Source organism: Streptomyces sp. NPDC046909 (assembly GCF_040644695.1).
Lineage (GTDB): Bacteria > Actinomycetota > Actinomycetes > Streptomycetales > Streptomycetaceae > Streptomyces.
Window position 1 is genome coordinate 216,123 of record NZ_JBEYXC010000011.1, and the last position, 18,159, is coordinate 234,281.

Genomic DNA, 18,159 nt, shown 5'->3' on the forward strand with positions numbered 1-18,159 from the left:
ATGACGCCCAAAAGTCCTGAAACCAACCTTGAGGATCGGATCACCGGCTCCCTCGTGGGCGCGGCGGTGGGCGACGCCCTCGGCGGTCCCGTCGAGGGCTACTCCCCCGACCAGATCCTCGAACGCCACGCCGGCCGCGTCCACGGCATCGTCGGCCCCTGGAACGGCGACGCCTGGCGCACGGCACGCCCGATCGCCCCGTACCACAAGGGCGACGGCCACGTCACCGACGACACCTTGATGACGCACGCCCTGATCAGGGTCTACGCCAAGGTCCGCGACCACCTGGACGCGTACGCGATCGCCGACCACCTGGTCCCGGACCTCATGACGACCCCCCGCTGGATCCCGGAACTGGAACAGGAGGCCCTCCCCCTCCACCGCGTCTTCCTCGCCGAGAAATGGCTGGTGACCCGCCTCCACTACGCCCACGTCGACCCGCGCGAGGCAGGCGTGGGCAACATCGTGAACTGCGGCGCGGCGATGTACATGGCCCCGGTGGGCCTGGTGAACGCGGCCAACCCCAGAGCCGCCTACACGGAGGCCCTGGACATCGCGGGCGCCCACCAGTCGTCGTACGGCAGGGAGGCGGCGGCGGTCTTCGCGGCGGCGGTGGCGGCGGCCTGCACCCCGAACGCGACCCCGGACTCGGTGGTCACGGCATGCCTCTCCCAGGCGAAGGACGGCACCCGGACGGCGATCCTCAAGGTCTGCGAAGCCGCCCAGCACCACACGGACTTCGAATCGGCCCTGAAGCCCCTACGAGAGGCGGTGGCCCCCTACGACACCGTGGGCCCCGACTACCGCTCCCCGTCCCTGGCCGCCCGCCGCCCCTCCCGCGTCCACGCGATCGAGGAACTCCCCATCGCCCTGGGCATGTTGCTGGTGGCCGACGGCGACTACCGCCGAGCGGTCCTGGGCGCCGTCAACTACGGCCGCGACTGCGACTCCATCGCCACGATGGCAGGCGCACTCGCCGGAGCCCTGGGCTCCCCGCCCCCGGAGACCTGGGCGAAACAGGTATCGGAAGCCAGCCGCCTGGACCTGTGGGAACCGGCGACCACTCTGACCGAGGTAACCCAGGAGATCTACGAGCGAGACGTACGCCGCCACGAGACCCACAAGGCAGCCGTCACCGCCCTCGGAGGCCCAAGATGCGCCGACTGACCTGGGTCCAACCGGAAGACCTCCTGGGCCACGAACTCCGCCAGGCAGCACTGGACGGCCGAGAGGCATGCCTGATCGCAGCGAGATGGAAGGCAGCGGGAGGAGAGGAGGCCCCCCTACGAGCAGGAGCCTCCGCCGAACCGCCCTCCAGATACCTCCGCCAACTGGCCAAAGACCTACTGGACGAACTGGCAGACCTACCAAGCAAGTTGGAAGAAGCCGAACCAACAGACCTGACAAAAATCAAGACCACCTGCCCGGCATGGCCCTGCTCAGCCCAAGCTGCGGGCAATCGTGCCGCTGGGGCGGCACGGGTGGGCGCAGGCGGCACCCCGCCAGCGCGGGCAAGCGCACCCACCCCCACCTCAGCCCCCACCCCGTCAGCCTACGAAGCAGCCTGGCTAGGCAGAGCAATCGGCTGCCTCCTAGGCAAACCAGTAGAGAAGCTCCCCCTAGAAGCCATCCGCGCCCTAGCCAAATCCACCGGCAACTGGCCCCTCACCACCTACTTCACAGCCAAGGGAGTCCCCCAGCCCCTCCTGGACGCCCACCCCTGGAACCGCCGCTCAGCCCCCACCTCCCTCGCCGAGAACATCGACGGCATGCCCGAGGACGACGACCTCAACTACCCCCTCCTCAACCTCCTCCTGCTCCAACGCCACGGCAGACACTTCACCACCGAGGACGTGGCACAACTCTGGCTCGACGAACTCCCCGCAGGCCGCACCTTCACAGCGGAACGCATCGCCTACCGCAACCTCCTCCTCGGCCTGGACCCCCCACACACGGCCCGCCACCGCAACCCCTTCCGCGAGTGGATCGGCGCCCTGATCCGAGCCGACATCCACGGCTGGACCAACCCGGGAAACCCCGCCGCCGCAGCCGAACAGGCCCACAGAGACGCCACCCTCACCCACACCGCCAACGGCGTCTACGCGGCGATGTTCACGGCAGCCACCATCGCCACCGCCGCCACCGGCAAGCACGACATCCACACCTGCCTACGCACCGGCCTCACCGTGATCCCCCCGACCTCCCGCCTGTCACAAGCGATCCACCACGCGATCCAACTGGCCGAAGAAACAGAGGACTTCGACAAGGTCGTGGACGAACTCCACGCCACCTACGCGACCACCCACCACTGGGTCCACGCCATCCCCAACACCGCCCTGATCACCGCCGCCCTCACCCACGCGAACGGCGACTTCACCGCCTCCATCTGCAAGGCGGTGAGCGGAGGCTGGGACACCGACTCCAACGGCGCCACCGCGGGCAGCATCGCCGCGTTCCTCACCGGCACCCCAGATCACCTCCCCGACCGTTGGACGACCCCCCTCAAGAACCGCCTCTCCACCTCCGTCGCCGACTTCGACGGCACCGGCTTCGACACCCTCGCCCACCTCACCCACCTGGAGGCTTCCCGCCCATGACGCACATCGCCGTACTCGGCAGCACGAACATGGACCTCGTCGCCTACGTCGAGAAGGCCCCGCAACGCGGAGAGACGGTGACGGGACGGGAGTTCCGTACGATCCCCGGCGGCAAGGGCGCCAACCAGGCGATCGCCGCCGCCCGCGCGGGCGCCACCGTCTCGATGATCGGCGCGGTCGGCAACGACGCCTACGGCACCCAGCTCCGCTCCACCCTCGAACACTCCGGCGTCGACACCGACCATCTCCGCACCGTCGAAGGCCCGTCCGGCACCGCCCACATCGTCGTCGACGACGAGGGCGGCAACGCGATCGTGGTGATCCCCGCCGCGAACGGCACCGTCGACCACCTGGCCCCCGGCGACGAGAGCCTGATCGCCTCCGCCGACGCCCTGCTCCTCCAGCTGGAGATCCCGATCGCGGCGGTCGTCGCGGGCGCCGACGCGGCTCGCGCCCACGGTGTCCGGACGATCCTCACCCCGGCCCCCGCCCAGCCCCTCCCCATCGAACTCCTCACCGCCACCGACCTGTTGATCCCCAACGAGCACGAGGCGACCACCCTCACCGGCCGCACCGACCCGCACGCCGCGGCCCTCGCCCTCCTCGAAGAGGTACCCGAGGTGGTCATCACCCTGGGCTCCGCCGGCAGCCTCTACGTGGCCCGCGACGCCGACCCCCTCACCGTCCCCGCTCCCCAGGTCAGTTCCATCGACTCGACCGGCGCGGGCGACACCTTCGTCGGCGCCCTCGCGGTGGCCCTCGGCGAGGGCCGCCCCATGCGCGAGTCCCTCAGATGGGCATCAGCGGCGGCGGCCATCTCGGTCCAGCGACCGGGCGCCTCGGCATCGATGCCGTACCGCCAGGAGATCGACAAGCAGTTCACCGCATGAACCCCACGAACCCGCAGCCCACGACGAACGCGCACCCCACACCTCACCCCGCCCCCCTCACCGGCCTCCGCGTCCTCGACCTCGCCACCCTCTTCGCCGGCCCCCTGGCGGCCACCCTGCTCGGCGACTTCGGCGCGGAGGTCATCAAGGTCGAGCACCCCGCCAAGCCCGACCCCTCCCGCGGCCACGGCCCGTCGAAGGACGGCGTAGGACTGTGGTGGAAAGTCCTCGGCCGCAACAAGCGGACGATCACCCTGGACCTCTCCAAGCCCGGCGGCCGAGCCACCCTCCTCCGGCTCGCCGCCACCGCGGACGTCGTCATCGAGAACTTCCGCCCCGGCACCCTGGAGAAGTGGGACCTCGGCTGGGAGGACCTCGCCGCCGTCAACCCCCGCCTGATCCTCACCCGCGTCACCGCCTTCGGCCAGTTCGGCCCCTACGCCCACCGCCCCGGCTTCGGCACCCTCGCCGAGGCCATGAGCGGCTTCGCCGCGATCACCGGCGAACCGGACGCGCCCCCGACGCTCCCGCCCTTCGGCCTCGCCGACTCCATCGCTGGCCTCGCGACGGCGTACGCGGTGATGACCGCCCTCGCCGCCCGTGACCGCACGGGCGAGGGCCAGGTCGTCGACATGGCGATCATCGAACCGATCCTCGGCGTCCTGGGCCCGCAACCCACCTGGTACGACCAACTCGGTTACGTCCAGCGACGCACCGGCAACCGCTCCGCCAACAACGCCCCGCGCAACACCTACCGCACCGCGGACGGCAGTTGGGTCGCCGTCTCCACCTCGGCCCAGTCGATCGCGGAACGCGTCCTGCGCCTGGTGGGCCGCGAGGACCTGACCACCGAACCCTGGTTCGCCACCGGCGCCGACCGCGCCCGTCACGCCGACGTCCTCGACGAGGCGGTCGGCACCTGGATCGCCGCCCGCACCCGCTCCGAGGTCCTGGCGGCCTTCGAGAAGGCTGAGGCGGCGGTGGCCCCCATCCAGGACATCCGGGACGTCATGACGGACCCCCAGTACGCGGCCCTGGACACCATCACCACCGTCTCCGACCCGGAGTTGGGCCCGCTCCGCATGCAGAACGTCCTCTTCCGCCTCTCCGACACCCCCGGCGCGATCCGCTGGGCCGGCCGCCCGCACGGCGCGGACACGACGGAGATCCTCACCGAACTGGGCCTGACGGAGGCCGAGTTGGCGACCCTGCGCGAGGAGGGCGCGGTATGACGGCCCCACCGCTGACCTGGCTTTACGTCCCCGGCGACCGCCCGCACGTGGTGACGAAGGCCCTGACGGCGGGCGCCGACGTCGTGGTGATCGACCTGGAGGACGCGGTGGCCCCCGACCGCAAGTCCTACGCCCGCGACGCCACGGCGGAACTCCTCTCGGAACCGCGGCCAAGCCCCGTCCACGTCCGCGTGAACGCCCTGGAGAGCCCGCTCGCGGCGGCCGACCTCACCGCACTGGCCGCCCTCCCCGGCCTCTCCGGCCTCCGCCTCCCGAAGGTGACCTCCGCGCGGCAGATCACCACCATCGCCGAACGCACACCCCCCGCCGCCGGAGGCGCCCTCTCCCTCTACGCCCTCCTGGAAACCGCCCTCGGCGTGGAACGCGCCTACGACATCGCCACCGCCCACCCGTCCCTGCGCGGCATCGCCCTCGGCGAGGCGGACCTACGGGCCGACCTCGGCGTACGCGACGACGCCGGCCTCGACTGGTCCCGTTCCCGGGTCATCGTGGCGGCGAGAGCGGCCGCCCTGCCTCCCCCGCCCCAGTCGGTCCACCCCGACATCCGCGACCTGGAGGGCCTGGCCGCCTCCTGCGCCCACGGCCGCACCCTCGGCTTCCTGGGCCGGGCCGCCATCCACCCCCGCCAACTCCCGGTCATCGAACAGGCCTACCTCCCCACGACCCGGGAGATCGAACAGGCGGAGACGATCGTGAAGGCCGCCACGGTCGAGCAGGGAGCCCAGGCCCTGCCGGACGGCAGCTTCATCGACGCGGCGGTGGTGGCAGCGGCCCAACGCACCCTGTCCCTGGCCCACCGCATCTGACCCGTACGACGATGAGGGCGCCCCGAGATCTCGGGGCGCCCTCATCGTCGTACGACCAATGCTCAGCTCTTCTTGGCGGACTCGGCCTCGTCCTTCGCCTCTTCGGCCGCCTCGTCCTTGGTCAGTTCCACGCCCTCGGCGGAGTCGGCGTCCTCGGCCTTCTCCTCGGCGCCCTCGGTGTCCTCGGACTTCTCGGTCTCACCGTCGGGGCCGTCGGGACCGTCGGCCAGCGGTTCCACGATCTCTTCGCGGCCCGGGCGCTTCTTCGCCGAGATGACGATGTACGCCACGGCGAGCAGGAACACGACGATCGCGGTCCAGTTGTTCAGCCGCATGCCCAGGATGTGGTGGGCGTCGTCGACGCGGAGGTACTCGATCCAGAACCGGCCCACGCAGTACGCGGCGACGTACAGCGCGAACGCCCGACCGTGGCCCAGCTTGAAGCGGCGGTCGGCCCAGATGACGAGGAGGGCGACGCCGATGCACCACAGGGACTCGTACAGGAAGGTCGGGTGGTAGTAGCCCGGCACCCGGCCGTCCGTCGAGGACGTGATGTGCAGGGCCCACGGAAGGTCCGTCTCCCGCCCGTACAGCTCCTGGTTGAACCAGTTGCCCCAGCGGCCGATCGCCTGCGCGAGGGCGATGCCGGGGGCGATGGCGTCGGCGTAGGCCGGCAGCGGGATGCCCCGGCGGCGGCAGCCGATCCAGGCGCCGACCGCACCGAGCGCGATCGCGCCCCAGATGCCGAGGCCGCCCTCCCAGATCTTGAAGGCGTCCACCCAGTCGCGGCCCGCGCTGAAGTACAGCTCGTAGTCCGTGATCACGTGGTAGAGCCGGCCGCCGAGCAGACCGAACGGCACGGCCCAGACCGCGATGTCGGCCACCGTGCCGGCCCGCCCGCCCCGGGCGATCCAGCGCTTGTTGCCGAGCCAGACTGCGACGAAGACGCCGATGATGATGCAGAACGCATAGCCGCGCAGCGGAATGGGGCCGAGGTGGATCACCCCGCGCGACGGGCTGGGAATGTAGGCAAGTTCCATGGCAACCCCGACGCTACCGTGCCGGGCGGCGCCCACGGCAGGCGGCCCGGCTACGGGTCCATAACGGGAGGGCGTGAATCCCTTACCCCTTGGCCGCCTTCTGCACCAGCTGCTTCAGCTTGGCCGGGGTCATGGTCTGGTCCTGGTAGATGTTCTTGCCGTCGAGGAGGACGGTCGGGGTGCCGCTGAATCCGCCGTTGCGGAAGGCCGCCGCGGACTTGGCGACCCAGCTGTCATGCGTGCCGTTCTCGACACAGGAACGGAAGCTCGCCGTGTCCAGTCCGTCGACCTTCTTCGACAGCTCGATGAGCTTGCTGTCCTTGGCGTAGGCGTCGTCGGTCTCGGAGGGCTGGTTCTCGTACAGCACGTCGTGGTACGCGGTGAACTGGCCCGCGTCCTGGGCGCAGGCCGCCGCGTTGGCCGCCTTGCGGGAGCCGGAGCCGCCCATGTTGCCGTCGATGATCGTGGCGAGGTGGTACTCGACCTTCAGCTGTCCGGAGCCGGTCAGCTCGTGGATGGTCGAGCGGTAGGCGTCCTCGAAGGACTTGCAGGCCGGGCAGCGGAAGTCCTCCCAGACCGTGAGCGTGGACTTGGCGCTCGTCTTTCCGACCGGGATGGCGAGGTTGTCGTCGCCGTTGGCCCCCGAGGGCGCCACGACCGGGCCCGCGGTGTCGCTGTCGTCGTCCTTGCCCGAGTTGGCGGCGACCACTCCGATCACCGCCGCGAGCCCCAGGACACAGACGACACTGGCACCCACGATCAGCGTCCGCCGCCGCCTCTCCGCGGCCTTCTGCTTCTCTCGCTCGACCGCCAGCCGCTCACGGGCGGTGCGCTTTCCCTCACGGTTCTTCTCGCTCACACCCGCAGAACGAACCGGGGAGGCGCAGCGCGCCTCCCCGGCCCCAGGTCCACCCGTTCGAGTGACCTGTACGAAATATCCCGACTACGGCCGGGATCCGCAGGCGGTGTTACGCCTTCTCGCGCACGCCCTTCGCCAGCTCGCCCGCGAGCTCGCGCACCGCCTCCACGCCCGCCTTGTCGTCCGGCGCGTCCAGCATCCGCTTCACGAAGGCCGAGCCGACGATCACCCCGTCGGCGAAGCCGGCCACCTCGGCGGCCTGCTCGGCGTTGGAGACCCCGAGCCCGACACAGACGGCCAGGTCGGTGCCGGTCGCGCGCGTACGCTCGACCAGGTCCTGGGCCTGCGCCCCCACCGACGCGCGCGTACCGGTGACCCCCATGAGCGAGGCCGCGTACACGAACCCGCTGCCCGCCGCGGTGATCTGCCCGAGCCGCTCGTCCTTGCTGCTGGGCGCCACGACGAAGACGGTCGCGAGCCCGTGCTTCTCCGCGTGCTCCCTCCACAGCGCCGACTCCTGCACGGGCAGGTCGGGCAGGATGCACCCGGCGCCACCCGCCTCGGCGAGCTCGGCGGTGAACCGCTCGACGCCATAGCGGTCGATCGGGTTCCAGTACGTCATCACGAGCACCGGCTTCCCGGTGGCGTCGTACGCCTCCTTCACCGTCCGCATGACATCGGCGATCTTGACACCGCCGCGCAGGGCGATGTCATCGGCGGTCTGGATGACGGGACCGTCGAGAACCGGGTCGGAGTGCGGCAGCCCCACCTCGACGACATCGGCGCCGCCCTCGAAGACGGCCTTGATCGCCTCGATACCGCCGTCCACGGTCGGGAACCCGGCCGGGAGGTAGGCGATGAGCGCGGACCGGCCCTCGGCCTTGGCACCGGCGAGGGTGTCGGTCAGCAGCTGAATGTTCCCGCTCACTTGGCGTCCCCCTCGATCTCGGCGAGGTCGGCGGCGTCGGCCGCGACCTCGGCGTCGGTGTCGTACAGGCCGAAGTAGCGCGCGGCCGTGTCCATGTCCTTGTCGCCACGCCCGGACAGGTTGACGATGATCAGCCCGTCCTTGCCCAGCTCCTTGCCGACCTCCAGCGCACCCGCGAGGGCGTGCGCGCTCTCGATCGCCGGGATGATGCCCTCCGTGCGGGACAGCAGCCGCAGCGCCTGCATCGCCGCGTCGTCGGTGACCGCGCGGTACTCGCCGCGGCCGGAGTCCTTGAGGTAGGAGTGCTCGGGGCCGATGCCCGGGTAGTCCAGACCGGCCGAGATCGAGTACGGCTCGGTGATCTGGCCCTCCTCGTCCTGGAGGACGTAGGACCGGGAACCGTGCAGGATGCCGGGCTCGCCCGCGGTCAGGGTCGCCGCGTGCTCGCCGGTCTCCACGCCGTGGCCGGCGGGCTCGCAGCCGATGAGGCGTACGTCGGCGTCCGGGATGAAGGCGTGGAAGAGGCCGATGGCGTTGGAGCCGCCGCCGACACAGGCGATCGCCGCGTCGGGGAGCCGTCCTGCCCGCTCCAGGATCTGGCGGCGGGCCTCGACGCCGATGACGCGGTGGAAGTCGCGGACCATCGCCGGGAAGGGGTGCGGGCCCGCGACCGTGCCGAAGAGGTAGTGCGTGTGGTCGACGTTGGCGACCCAGTCGCGGAACGCCTCGTTGATCGCGTCCTTCAGCGTGCGGCTGCCGGACTTCACGGCGATGACCTCGGCGCCGAGCATGCGCATGCGGGCCACGTTGAGGGCCTGGCGCTGGGTGTCGATCTCACCCATGTAGATCGTGCACTCAAGGCCGAACAGCGCGCACGCGGTGGCCGTGGCGACGCCGTGCTGGCCGGCGCCGGTCTCGGCGATGACCCTCGTCTTGCCCATGCGCTTGGTGAGCAGGGCCTGCCCGAGGACGTTGTTGATCTTGTGGGAGCCGGTGTGGTTCAGGTCTTCCCGCTTCAGGAAGATCCTCGCGCCACCGGCTTCCGCGCCGAAGCGGGGGACCTCGGTGAGGGCCGACGGGCGGCCCGTGTAGTTGAGCAGCAGGTCGTCGAGTTCACGGGCGAACTCGGGGTCGTGCTTGGCCTTGTCGTACTCGACGGCGACCTCGTCCACGGCGGCGACGAGGGCCTCCGGGATGAACTTGCCGCCGAAGGCGCCGAAGTAGCCTTCGGGGCTGGGGATTTGACCCTCGGGGTCAGGGATGAAGAACTCGCTGGGCATGCGGAAACCTCACGGTGAGTGGTGTGTGAACAGCACTGATCGCCGTGGGGAGCGGGGTAATCAGTTGGCAGCGGACCCGTTGTGGCTGGTCGCGCAGTTCCCCGCGCCCCTGACGGGGCGCTCTTGCCATCGCATGCCATTGACTTGCCCCGGCTCATCTCCGATCACGTACCGCACCCTGCGGCCGTGCACCCGGCGGGCGGGGGCGCGGCAGCCTCGCGGACGGCAGCCGCGCGCGAGGCGGGCGTAGCGGTCCGCGGAAGCGGTGGGGATGGTCGGAGTCATCGCGCGCAAGCCTATCGAATGATCAGCTGCGCCCGTGCCGCAATGCCGGGTGCTCGCCCGCCGCGACCAGGTCGGAGACGGCCGACTTGGGGTCCTTGCCCGTGACGAGGGACTCGCCGACCAGGACCGCGTCGGCGCCGGCGTTGGCGTAAGCGATGAGGTCGTGGGGGCCGCGGACGCCGGACTCGGCGATCTTGACGATGTGGTCGGGGATCTCGGGGGCGACGCGCTCGAAGGTGCCGCGGTCGACCTCAAGGGTCTTCAGGTTGCGGGCGTTGACGCCGATGACCTTGGCGCCGGCGTCGACGGCGCGCTCGACCTCGTCCTCGTCGTGGACCTCGACGATCGGGGTGAGGCCGATGGAGACCGCGCGCTCGATGAGGGACTCCAGGGCGGGCTGGTCGAGGGCCGCGACGATCAGCAGGGCGAGGTCGGCGCCGTACGCGCGGGCCTCCCACAGCTGGTACGACGTGACGATGAAGTCCTTGCGCAGGACCGGGATGTCCACGCGCGCGCGGACCGCCTCCAGGTCGGCGAGCGAGCCGCCGAAGCGGCGCTGTTCGGTGAGGACGGAGATGACCGCGGCTCCGCCCGCCTCGTAGTCCGCGGCGAGGCCCGCCGGGTCGGCGATCGCGGCCAGCGCGCCCTTGGAGGGGCTGGACCGCTTGACCTCGCAGATGACCTTGACGCCGTCGCCCCGCAGGGCGGCGACTCCGTCCTTGGCCGCGGGAGCCTTCGCCGCGCGCTCCTTGAGCTCGTCGAGGCTGACGCGCGCCTGCCGTTCCGCGAGGTCGGCACGGACGCCGTCGATGATCTCGTCGAGCACACTCACGCGAGCGGCCCCCTTCCAGACGGTTGACAGTTCCAGCGACCAGTGAGAAGAGGTGGTCACTGCGATGGTATCCGGAGGAAGGCGTAGGCCTCGCATCCGGTTGACGGCGGTCCCACTACCTGGACGTTCATCAATTGATCAAGGGTGCAGCCAGCCACCGAAGGGCAGGTTCCGGACAACGGTGAAGACCAGCAGCAATGCGCCCACGCTCCACAGCTGCACGGGCCCCAGGTCGAGCCGCAGCGGCCGCCCGCGCGCGGCACGGACCACCCAGACGGTCCACAGCACGGCGAACCCCAGATAGCCGAGAACGGCGGGCGCGTTGGCCTGGAGCGCGGTCAGCAGGTCCCCGTGGATGAACGCGTGCGCGCTGCGCAGTCCGCCGCACCCCGGGCAGTAGATGCCCGTGTAGCGCAGGAGGGGACAGACGGGGTAATGACCGGGCTCGTTCGGATCCACGGCCCCGACATACGCGAAGGCCCCGGCGACGGCCGCGAGCACCCCCGCGGGCACGGCCAGCCGCCCCGCCCTCGTCGCGTACGGCGTCACCCTGTGGCTGTCGGCGTTCACGCCTCGCATTGTGCCTCCCCGGGCCCGGAACACGCGTGAGGGGCGGCACGGGGCCGCCCCTCAGGAAGTCGTACGCGACCGCGTTACCGCCGGATCAGCTCTCGGCCTGCGCCGAGGTCACCAGCGCCTTGTGAGCGTCCTTCGGCTGCCCCAGACCCATCGCGCTCATGATCCAGCCGACGATGCCACCGGCGACCACGATCACCATGCCCGCCCAGAATCCCAGCGGCTCGGCCAGCACCATGAAGGCGCCCGATACGCAGAAACCGATGAAGGCGATAGTGACACCGGTCCAAGCGGCCAAAGTGTGACCGTGGCTGCTGCCCGCCATGACTTGCTCCTCGTTGCTGTAAACGTGTCTGAGCCGGACGCTCAGCCTTCATTCTTCCGCACGCGCCCGCACAAAGTGATCGGGGGTAGCCCAACCAACCTAAGGGGCGCGGGGAACTGCGCGACCAGCCCCCACCGGCCGGGCAGCCGAAACGCAACCTCTCTAGGCCCCTGTCGGGTCCTCTCCTCGGTCCAGCGCCTTCCACATCTCCTCAGGCCGCTCAGGATCCACAGCCTTCGCCCGCCGACTCACCCGAGGCTCCCCATTCCGCTCGTACCGCCCGGACATCGCAGGCCACAACCGCCCGTAACGCAGCGCGAGCAACCCGGCCAGCAAAATCAACGCCCCGCCGACAGCAGCAACGTACGGCCAGGCGGTATGACTCAGCCCAGCCACGGACGCCGCCGCATCGCCGGAGGCCTTCGCGGCCTGCTCGTCCAGCGCGGACGCGTCCGTCGCCCCCAGCACCGCCGCGGCGATGATCCCCGCGCCGGAGAGCGCGAGAAGCCCGGCGACCGCGAAGCGGCCCGCCTTGCGGACGGCGAAGACGGCGACGAGCGCGGCGAGGCCCACTATGGCGAGGGCCGCGGGGACGCCGGTGACATCGCTGCCCCTGGCGGTCAACGGGAAGTCGCCGCCGGCCACCGTGGCGGTGCCCGACGACCACTCCTGGCGGGTCGAGAGCAGCGCCACGGCCGCGCCGAGCGCGCCGGAGAGGAGGGCTACGGCGAGGCTGAGCCGTCCGGCCCTGGCGGGGCCTGCGGCTTCGGAACGGGGGTGCGGTACAGCAGTCACGTACTCCACTATCGCCCTAACCCCGGGCGAACCGTCACCCGGGGTTCATATGAGAAGCGCCGCACTTCTTGCTGGACGACCTACTTGCCGAGCCGGTTCGCCGTGTGCACCGCCCGCAGCACCGCCGCCGCCTTGTTACGGCACTCCTGGTCCTCGGCGACCGGGTCGGAGTCGGCGACGATTCCGGCGCCGGCCTGGACGTACGCCGTGCCGTCCCGCAGCAGTGCCGTACGGATGGCGATGGCCGTGTCGGAGTCGCCGGCGAAGTCGAGGTAGCCGACGCAGCCGCCGTACAACCCCCGTCGGGAGGGCTCCAGTTCGTCGATGATCTGCATCGCGCGGGGCTTCGGGGCGCCGGAGAGGGTGCCCGCCGGGAAGCAGGCGGTCAGGACGTCGAAGGCGGTGCGGCCCTGGGCGACCTTGCCGGTGACCGTCGAGACGATGTGCATGACGTGGGAGTAGCGCTCGATGGACATGAAGTCCACGACCTCCACCGAGCCCGGCTCACAGACCCGCCCGAGGTCGTTGCGGCCCAGGTCGACGAGCATCAGGTGCTCGGCGCGTTCCTTGGGGTCGGCGAGCAGTTCGTCGGCGAGGGCCTGGTCCTCCTGCGGGGTCGCCCCGCGCCAGCGGGTGCCGGCGATGGGGTGGACCATGGCCCGCCCGTCCTCGACCTTGACCAGGGCCTCGGGGGACGAGCCGACCACGTCGAAGCCGTCGAAGCGGAACAGGTACATGTACGGGGACGGGTTGGTCGCCCGCAGGACCCGGTAGACGTCCAACGCGCTGGCCGTGCACGGCGTTTCGAAGCGCTGCGAGGGGACGACCTGGAAGGCCTCGCCCGCGCGGATGCGCTCCTTGATGTCCTCGACGGCCGCCTGGAACTCCTCGCCGCCCCACAGCGCGGTGTACTCGGGGAGTTCGGAGGGCGGCAGTACGGCGGGCGGCTGGGCCACCGCGCGCGTGAGGTCCGCCTCCATGGCGTCCAGGCGGGCCACCGCGTCCGCGTAGGCCTCGTCGACGCCGGTGTCCAGGTCGTTGTGGTTGATCGCGTTGGCGATCAGGAGGACCGAGCCCTCCCAGTGGTCCATGACGGCGAGGTCGCTGGTCAGGAGCATGGTCAGCTCGGGGAGCTTCAGGTCGTCGCGCTCGCCGGGGCCGATCTTCTCCAGGCGGCGCACGATGTCGTAGCCGAGGTAGCCGACCATGCCGCCGGTGAAGGGCGGCATACCCTCCTGGTGGGGGGTGTGGAGGGCCTCGATGGTGGCGCGCAGGGCGGCGAGGGGGTCGCCGTCGACGGGGACGCCGACCGGTGGGGCGCCGAGCCAGTGGGCCTGGCCGTCGCGCGCGGTGAGGGTGGCGGCGGACCGGACGCCCACGAAGGAGTAGCGGGACCAGGAGCGGCCGTTCTCGGCGGACTCCAGCAGGAAGGTGCCGGTGCGCTCGGCGGCGAGCTTGCGGTAGAGCGCGACCGGGGTGTCGCCGTCGGCGAGGAGCTTGCGCGTGACCGGGATGACACGCCGGTCGGTGGCGAGCTTGCGGAAGGTCTCGAGGTCCATGGCCGGTGACCTTACTGATCCGTGGCCGGTACGCCGGAACCGGCGCCGTCCTTGAGGAGCACATCGGCGTCGAAGCAGGTGCGCGCGCCGGTGTGGCAGGCGGCGCCGACCTGGTCGACCTTGACCAGCACGGTGTCGGCGTCGCAGTCCAGCGCGACCGACTTGACCCACTGGAAGTGGCCCGAGGTGTCGCCCTTGACCCAGTACTCCTGGCGGCTGCGCGACCAGTAGGTGCAGCGGCCGGTGGTGAGGGTGCGGTGCAGCGCCTCGTCGTCCATCCAGCCGAGCATGAGCACCTCACCGGTGTCGTACTGCTGGGCGATGGCGGGGACGAGCCCGTCGGCGCTGCGCTTGAGGCGCGCGGCGATCTCCGGGTCGAGGGGGCTGGGCGCGGGCGTGCTGCTGGTCATGGGTGCCATTGTGCCGCGCGCCACTGACAGAGCAGGCGTGGCGTCCACTGTGCGGACCCGGAACGCGGTCGTAGGCTGACGGCATGTCGACTTTCGCCAAGCGTGAACGACTTCTGCTCGCCGACCTCCTGGAGACCGCCGGTCCCGAGGCTCCCACCCTGTGCGAGGGCTGGCAGACCCGGGATCTCGCCGCGCACGTGGTGGTGCGCGAGCGCCGGCCCGACGCCGCCGGCGGCCTCCTCATCAAGCAGCTCGCCGGCCGCCTCGACAAGGCGATGGAGGAGTTCGCCGCCAAGCCGTACGAGGAGCTGATCCAGCTGATCCGTACCGGCCCGCCGCGCTTCTCCCCGTTCAACCTCAAGCAGATCGACGAAGCCTCCAACACGATCGAGTTCTACGTCCACACCGAGGACGTCCGCCGCGCCCAGCCCGACTGGACCCCGCGCGAGCTCGACCCGGTCTTCCAGGACGCCCTGTGGACCCGTCTGGAGCGCACCGCCCGCCTGATGGGCCGCAGCGCCCCCACCGGCCTCGTCCTGCGCCGCCCGGACGGCCAGACGTCGGTCGCCCACCGCGGCGCCCCGGTCGTGACGGTGACCGGCGAGCCCTCGGAGCTGCTGCTGTTCCTGTACGGCCGCCAGAGCGCCGCCGACGTCGCGCTGGACGGCGACAAGGACGCGATCGCGAAGCTGCACGAGGCGAAGGAACTGGGCATCTGAACGCGGGAGCCTCCGGCGGGTGACCGGAGGCTCGGTGGATGCGTGGTCCGGTGGGCGGATGGCTCAGCCGCTGGGCCGCTCGACGGGCGGAGGGCGCGGTGGCCGAGTGGCCAGGCGGCTCAGCCGCTGACCCGCCGCCACGCCATGGACAGGCGCCGCGGCCCCTTGGTGGCCCAGCCGCTCGTCCGCGCGACCGGCAGGTCGCTCATCGGCTCAGCCGCTCCCTCACTTCGGCAGTTCGGCCCGCCGCAGGTCCCGTACCGCCAGGGCCACGACCCCGCCGAGCCCGCACACCGCCGCGCTCACGACGAACACCGGTCCGGTCCCCCACGCCCCGATCGCCGCGGCGGACACCGGCATGCTCAGCGGGGCGAGGCCGAGGCTGACCAGGCTGGAGACGGCGGTGACGCGGCCGAGGTAGGCGGGGTCGGCCTGGGTCTGGAGGAGGGCGCCGCACATCGCGCCGCTGAGGCCGGCGAGGAGCCCGACCAGCAGGGCCGTACCGACGGCCACGACGATGCTCGGGGCGTAGGCGAGGGCGCCGATCGCGACGGAGCCCGCGATGATCGCGAACGCCGCCACCCGCCCGGCGTGGGGCAACCGTCCGCGCACGGTCAGCAGCAGGGAGGCGATACCGGCCCCGACACCGAACCCGGCGAGCACCGAGCCCATCCCGGCGGCGCCCCAGCCGCGTTCGTCGGCGAGGAGGACGAGGCCGACGTTGAGGGGACCGACGAAGCCGAGGTCGCCGAGGGCGATGGCCAGCATCAGCGGGGCGAGGACGCGGTGGCCGCGGATGTAGCGCAGACCGGCGACCAGGTCGCTCCAGGCGGTGCCCCGGGGCGTGGCCGCCTTGTCGTCGGCGGGGAGTTCCCGGAGCCGTACGGAGACCAGCAGCGGCACGGACACGGCGATCAGCAGCCCCGCGAGCGCGAACGCCGCCGCCGCGCCGCCGACCGCCACCCCGAGCCCGCCGAGCGGCCCGCCGACGACACTCGCGAAGCGGATGCCGAGCCCCCGCATGCCCTGCACGCGCGCCAGCTGGTCGCGTGTCGTCACGCGCGCGGGGAGGGCGCCCACGGCCGGCACGAACACCGCGTCGACGGCCCCGAAGACCAGGGCGAGCGCGGCCAGCGGCCACAGCCCCGGGCTGGTGAGGAACAGCAGCGCGGCCACCGCCAGGACCGCCGCGCAGCGCACCACGTCACTCCCGACGACCACCCTGCGCGGCCCGAGCCGGTCGGCGATGACTCCCCCGCCGAGCATCAGGATCGCCCGCGGCAGCGCGCTGACCGACATCACGACACCGGCCTGCGAGGGGCTCCCGGCCTGTACGGCGGCCCAGGACAGGGCGATGTAGTACACGCTGTCGCCGACCATGGAGGAGGTGTAGGCGGCGAGCCAGCGCAGGACGTTGCCGTCGCGGTGGGCGGGGCGGGAGACGACGTCCGTCGGGGCTATGAGCGTGGCGGTGGTCATGGGCGGGGTCCTCTCGGAACGTCTCAGGCGCGGAACGGGAAGGTGTACGTGTGCACCGCGACGTTCTCGCGGCCCTCGGTGTCACCTGCGGCTTCGGCGACCCGGCCCAGCTCGTCGTACTTGTGGAGCAGCGCGAGCAGCTCCTTGTTCAGTTCGGCCGTCTCCGCCACCGTCAGGCGGATCGACGACTCGGTGGACGTGGCCGTCCGGTTCCACTCGGCGTTCCAGGTGGACCGTTCGTCGAGCCAGCGGCGGTACATCTCGATGCGCTGATCGGCGAAGATCCTGGTGGCCGCCGCGTGTGCGGCCGCCTCCTGGGGTGCGTCCCGAAAGTCCTCGTCGCGGATGCTGACGCCCTCGGAGGCGGGCTGCCACCACCGCTCCCGGCCGTCGGCGCTCCGCGGCTCGGCCTCCTCGATCAGCCCGTGCTCCGCGAGCTTCCGCAGGTGATAACTGACCAGCGAGACCGCCTCGTCGACCGCTTCGGCCAGCTGCGAGGCGGTGGCGACCCGGGCCAGCGTCAGGTTCCGGTACAGCCGCATCCGCAGCGGGTGGGCGAGCGCCTTGAGCGTGCCCACATCCGTGATCCTGCGGTCTCTCTCCTTGCCTGTCATGTGTCCCACCGTAGATACGAAAGAAAAGTTGCGCAATAGATTTTGCGCAACTTCTCTTTCCTATCTGTCGACAAGTAAGCCCCGACCACCAGGTGGCCGGGGCTTACCTCAACGCCTCAGAACATGTCAGGGCCCGTCACCGCACCGGGTGCCCCGCCCCCCGCAACGCGTCCTTCACCTCGCCGATCCGCAGGTCGCCGAAGTGGAACACCGACGCCGCCAGCACCGCGTCCGCCCCCGACTCGATGGCCGGGGCGAAGTCGGCGAGTTTGCCGGCGCCGCCGGAGGCGATCACCGGGACCGTGACGTGCTTGCGGACGGCGGCGATCATCTCCAGGTCGTAGCCGTCCTTGGTGCCGTCCGCGTCCATCGAGTTGAGCAGGATCTCGCCCGCGCCCAGCTCGGCGGCCCGGTGCGCCCACTCGACGGCGTCGATGCCGGTGCCCTTGCGGCCGCCGTGGGTGGTGACCTCGAAGGTGCCCTCAGGAGTCCTGCGCGCGTCCACCGACAGCACCAGCACCTGGCGCCCGAACCGCTCCGCGATCTCCTTGATCAGCTCGGGGCGCGCGATGGCGGCCGTGTTGACGCCCACCTTGTCCGCGCCCGCCCGCAGCAGCTTGTCCACGTCCTCGGCGGTCCGCACACCGCCGCCGACCGTCAGCGGGATGAAGACCTGCTCGGCGGTGCGGCGCACCACGTCGTACGTGGTCTCGCGGTTGCCCGAGGACGCGGTGATGTCCAGGAACGTCAGCTCGTCGGCGCCCTCGGCGTCGTACACCTTGGCCATCTCGACGGGGTCGCCCGCGTCGCGCAGGTTCTGGAAGTTGACGCCCTTGACGACCCGGCCGTTGTCCACGTCCAGGCAGGGGATGACTCGGACCGCCAGGGTCATGAATCCACGGCTCCTCTGTA

General features: G+C 71.2%; 19 protein-coding genes. 6 read left to right on the forward strand and 13 right to left on the reverse strand.

Translation table 11 applies throughout. From position 1 onward, the window contains the following. Genes ABZ928_RS33215 through ABZ928_RS33235 form a run of 5 tightly spaced genes read left to right on the forward strand, consistent with a single transcriptional unit; the run spans position 1 to position 5,546 of the window. The gene (locus tag ABZ928_RS33215) at positions 1-1,167 is read left to right on the forward strand and encodes an ADP-ribosylglycohydrolase family protein (RefSeq protein ID WP_361527132.1); all 1,167 of its coding nucleotides are present in this window, start codon (positions 1-3) and stop codon (positions 1,165-1,167) included. Beyond that, entirely contained in the window at positions 1,155-2,597 is a 1,443-nt protein-coding gene (locus tag ABZ928_RS33220) for an ADP-ribosylglycohydrolase family protein (RefSeq protein ID WP_361527134.1), read from the forward strand. Before ABZ928_RS33215 ends, ABZ928_RS33220 begins: the two co-directional genes overlap by 13 nt. Beyond that, a complete protein-coding gene (rbsK, locus tag ABZ928_RS33225; protein WP_361527136.1) occupies positions 2,594-3,487 on the forward strand; it encodes a ribokinase in 894 nt (297 codons plus the stop codon). Before ABZ928_RS33220 ends, rbsK begins: the two co-directional genes overlap by 4 nt. Beyond that, the gene (locus tag ABZ928_RS33230; RefSeq protein ID WP_361527138.1) at positions 3,484-4,719 is read left to right on the forward strand and encodes a CoA transferase; all 1,236 of its coding nucleotides are present in this window, start codon (positions 3,484-3,486) and stop codon (positions 4,717-4,719) included. The genes rbsK and ABZ928_RS33230 overlap by 4 nt, the downstream gene beginning before the upstream one ends. Then, positions 4,716-5,546, forward strand: coding sequence for a CoA ester lyase (locus tag ABZ928_RS33235; protein WP_361527140.1), 831 nt, complete (start codon positions 4,716-4,718; stop codon positions 5,544-5,546). The genes ABZ928_RS33230 and ABZ928_RS33235 overlap by 4 nt, the downstream gene beginning before the upstream one ends. Before the next feature lie 62 nt (positions 5,547-5,608). Here ABZ928_RS33235 and lgt read toward each other — a convergent pair whose 3' ends face one another. The 10 genes from lgt to hisI all read right to left on the reverse strand — a co-directional run bounded on the left by lgt (position 5,609) and on the right by hisI (position 14,444). Further along, entirely contained in the window at positions 5,609-6,586 is a 978-nt protein-coding gene (gene lgt, locus ABZ928_RS33240; RefSeq protein ID WP_361527142.1) for a prolipoprotein diacylglyceryl transferase, read from the reverse strand. Between the two features lie 82 nt (positions 6,587-6,668). Then, positions 6,669-7,445: a thioredoxin domain-containing protein gene (locus ABZ928_RS33245; protein WP_361527144.1), complete on the reverse strand. Its 777-nt coding sequence runs from the start codon at positions 7,443-7,445 to the stop codon at positions 6,669-6,671. Between the two features lie 109 nt (positions 7,446-7,554). Then, entirely contained in the window at positions 7,555-8,373 is an 819-nt protein-coding gene (gene trpA / locus ABZ928_RS33250; RefSeq protein ID WP_361527146.1) for a tryptophan synthase subunit alpha, read from the reverse strand. Continuing rightward, positions 8,370-9,653 carry a tryptophan synthase subunit beta gene (gene trpB / locus ABZ928_RS33255; RefSeq protein ID WP_361527148.1) on the reverse strand — a complete coding sequence of 428 codons (1,284 nt, stop codon included), beginning with the start codon at positions 9,651-9,653 and terminating at the stop codon, positions 8,370-8,372. Before trpB ends, trpA begins: the two co-directional genes overlap by 4 nt. Positions 9,654-9,960: 307 nt before the next feature. Continuing rightward, positions 9,961-10,770 carry an indole-3-glycerol phosphate synthase TrpC gene (gene trpC / locus ABZ928_RS33260; RefSeq protein ID WP_266828420.1) on the reverse strand — a complete coding sequence of 270 codons (810 nt, stop codon included), beginning with the start codon at positions 10,768-10,770 and terminating at the stop codon, positions 9,961-9,963. A 138-nt stretch (positions 10,771-10,908) separates the two neighbouring features. Beyond that, positions 10,909-11,349, reverse strand: a complete 441-nt coding sequence (locus ABZ928_RS33265; protein ID WP_361527150.1) for a DUF2752 domain-containing protein — start codon at positions 11,347-11,349, stop codon at positions 10,909-10,911. Between the two features lie 85 nt (positions 11,350-11,434). Beyond that, positions 11,435-11,671, reverse strand: a complete 237-nt coding sequence (locus tag ABZ928_RS33270; RefSeq protein ID WP_361527152.1) for an HGxxPAAW family protein — start codon at positions 11,669-11,671, stop codon at positions 11,435-11,437. 162 nt (positions 11,672-11,833) lie between these two features. Beyond that, positions 11,834-12,475 (reverse strand): TIGR02234 family membrane protein, encoded by a 642-nt coding sequence (locus ABZ928_RS33275; protein WP_361527154.1) that lies wholly within the window; start codon positions 12,473-12,475, stop codon positions 11,834-11,836. Between the two features lie 71 nt (positions 12,476-12,546). Then, positions 12,547-14,025: an anthranilate synthase component I gene (locus tag ABZ928_RS33280; protein WP_361527156.1), complete on the reverse strand. Its 1,479-nt coding sequence runs from the start codon at positions 14,023-14,025 to the stop codon at positions 12,547-12,549. Positions 14,026-14,036: 11 nt separating this feature from the next. Then, positions 14,037-14,444 (reverse strand): phosphoribosyl-AMP cyclohydrolase, encoded by a 408-nt coding sequence (hisI, locus tag ABZ928_RS33285; protein ID WP_361527158.1) that lies wholly within the window; start codon positions 14,442-14,444, stop codon positions 14,037-14,039. A gap of 74 nt (positions 14,445-14,518) precedes the next feature. Here hisI and ABZ928_RS33290 point away from each other — a divergent pair, with 74 nt between their 5' ends. Further along, entirely contained in the window at positions 14,519-15,154 is a 636-nt protein-coding gene (locus ABZ928_RS33290; protein ID WP_361527160.1) for a TIGR03085 family metal-binding protein, read from the forward strand. 225 nt (positions 15,155-15,379) lie between these two features. On the opposite strand, the gene ABZ928_RS33295 is transcribed toward ABZ928_RS33290, so the two are convergent. The 3 genes from ABZ928_RS33295 to hisF all read right to left on the reverse strand — a co-directional run bounded on the left by ABZ928_RS33295 (position 15,380) and on the right by hisF (position 18,139). Beyond that, the gene (locus ABZ928_RS33295; RefSeq protein WP_361527162.1) at positions 15,380-16,633 is read right to left on the reverse strand and encodes an MFS transporter; all 1,254 of its coding nucleotides are present in this window, start codon (positions 16,631-16,633) and stop codon (positions 15,380-15,382) included. Positions 16,634-16,656: 23 nt separating this feature from the next. Further along, positions 16,657-17,247: a helix-turn-helix domain-containing protein gene (locus ABZ928_RS33300; RefSeq protein ID WP_361527164.1), complete on the reverse strand. Its 591-nt coding sequence runs from the start codon at positions 17,245-17,247 to the stop codon at positions 16,657-16,659. Between the two features lie 136 nt (positions 17,248-17,383). Continuing rightward, entirely contained in the window at positions 17,384-18,139 is a 756-nt protein-coding gene (gene hisF / locus ABZ928_RS33305; protein WP_361527166.1) for an imidazole glycerol phosphate synthase subunit HisF, read from the reverse strand. Positions 18,140-18,159: the final 20 nt, after the last annotated feature.

What these genes read in the sequence shown, in the direction of transcription:
- ABZ928_RS33295 (WP_361527162.1), bottom strand. Translation starts at nt 16,633, where the DNA reads ATGACCACCGCCACGCTCATAGCCCCGACGGACGTCGTCTCCCGCCCC.
- ABZ928_RS33220 (WP_361527134.1), top strand. Translation starts at nt 1,155, where the DNA reads ATGCGCCGACTGACCTGGGTCCAACCGGAAGACCTCCTGGGCCACGAA.
- ABZ928_RS33280 (WP_361527156.1), bottom strand. Translation starts at nt 14,025, where the DNA reads ATGGACCTCGAGACCTTCCGCAAGCTCGCCACCGACCGGCGTGTCATC.
- hisF (WP_361527166.1), bottom strand. Translation starts at nt 18,139, where the DNA reads ATGACCCTGGCGGTCCGAGTCATCCCCTGCCTGGACGTGGACAACGGC.
- trpB (WP_361527148.1), bottom strand. Translation starts at nt 9,653, where the DNA reads ATGCCCAGCGAGTTCTTCATCCCTGACCCCGAGGGTCAAATCCCCAGC.
- hisI (WP_361527158.1), bottom strand. Translation starts at nt 14,444, where the DNA reads ATGGCACCCATGACCAGCAGCACGCCCGCGCCCAGCCCCCTCGACCCG.
- ABZ928_RS33230 (WP_361527138.1), top strand. Translation starts at nt 3,484, where the DNA reads ATGAACCCCACGAACCCGCAGCCCACGACGAACGCGCACCCCACACCT.
- ABZ928_RS33270 (WP_361527152.1), bottom strand. Translation starts at nt 11,671, where the DNA reads ATGGCGGGCAGCAGCCACGGTCACACTTTGGCCGCTTGGACCGGTGTC.
- ABZ928_RS33235 (WP_361527140.1), top strand. Translation starts at nt 4,716, where the DNA reads ATGACGGCCCCACCGCTGACCTGGCTTTACGTCCCCGGCGACCGCCCG.
- lgt (WP_361527142.1), bottom strand. Translation starts at nt 6,586, where the DNA reads ATGGAACTTGCCTACATTCCCAGCCCGTCGCGCGGGGTGATCCACCTC.
- rbsK (WP_361527136.1), top strand. Translation starts at nt 2,594, where the DNA reads ATGACGCACATCGCCGTACTCGGCAGCACGAACATGGACCTCGTCGCC.
- ABZ928_RS33265 (WP_361527150.1), bottom strand. Translation starts at nt 11,349, where the DNA reads ATGCGAGGCGTGAACGCCGACAGCCACAGGGTGACGCCGTACGCGACG.
- ABZ928_RS33300 (WP_361527164.1), bottom strand. Translation starts at nt 17,247, where the DNA reads ATGACAGGCAAGGAGAGAGACCGCAGGATCACGGATGTGGGCACGCTC.
- ABZ928_RS33215 (WP_361527132.1), top strand. Translation starts at nt 1, where the DNA reads ATGACGCCCAAAAGTCCTGAAACCAACCTTGAGGATCGGATCACCGGC.
- ABZ928_RS33290 (WP_361527160.1), top strand. Translation starts at nt 14,519, where the DNA reads ATGTCGACTTTCGCCAAGCGTGAACGACTTCTGCTCGCCGACCTCCTG.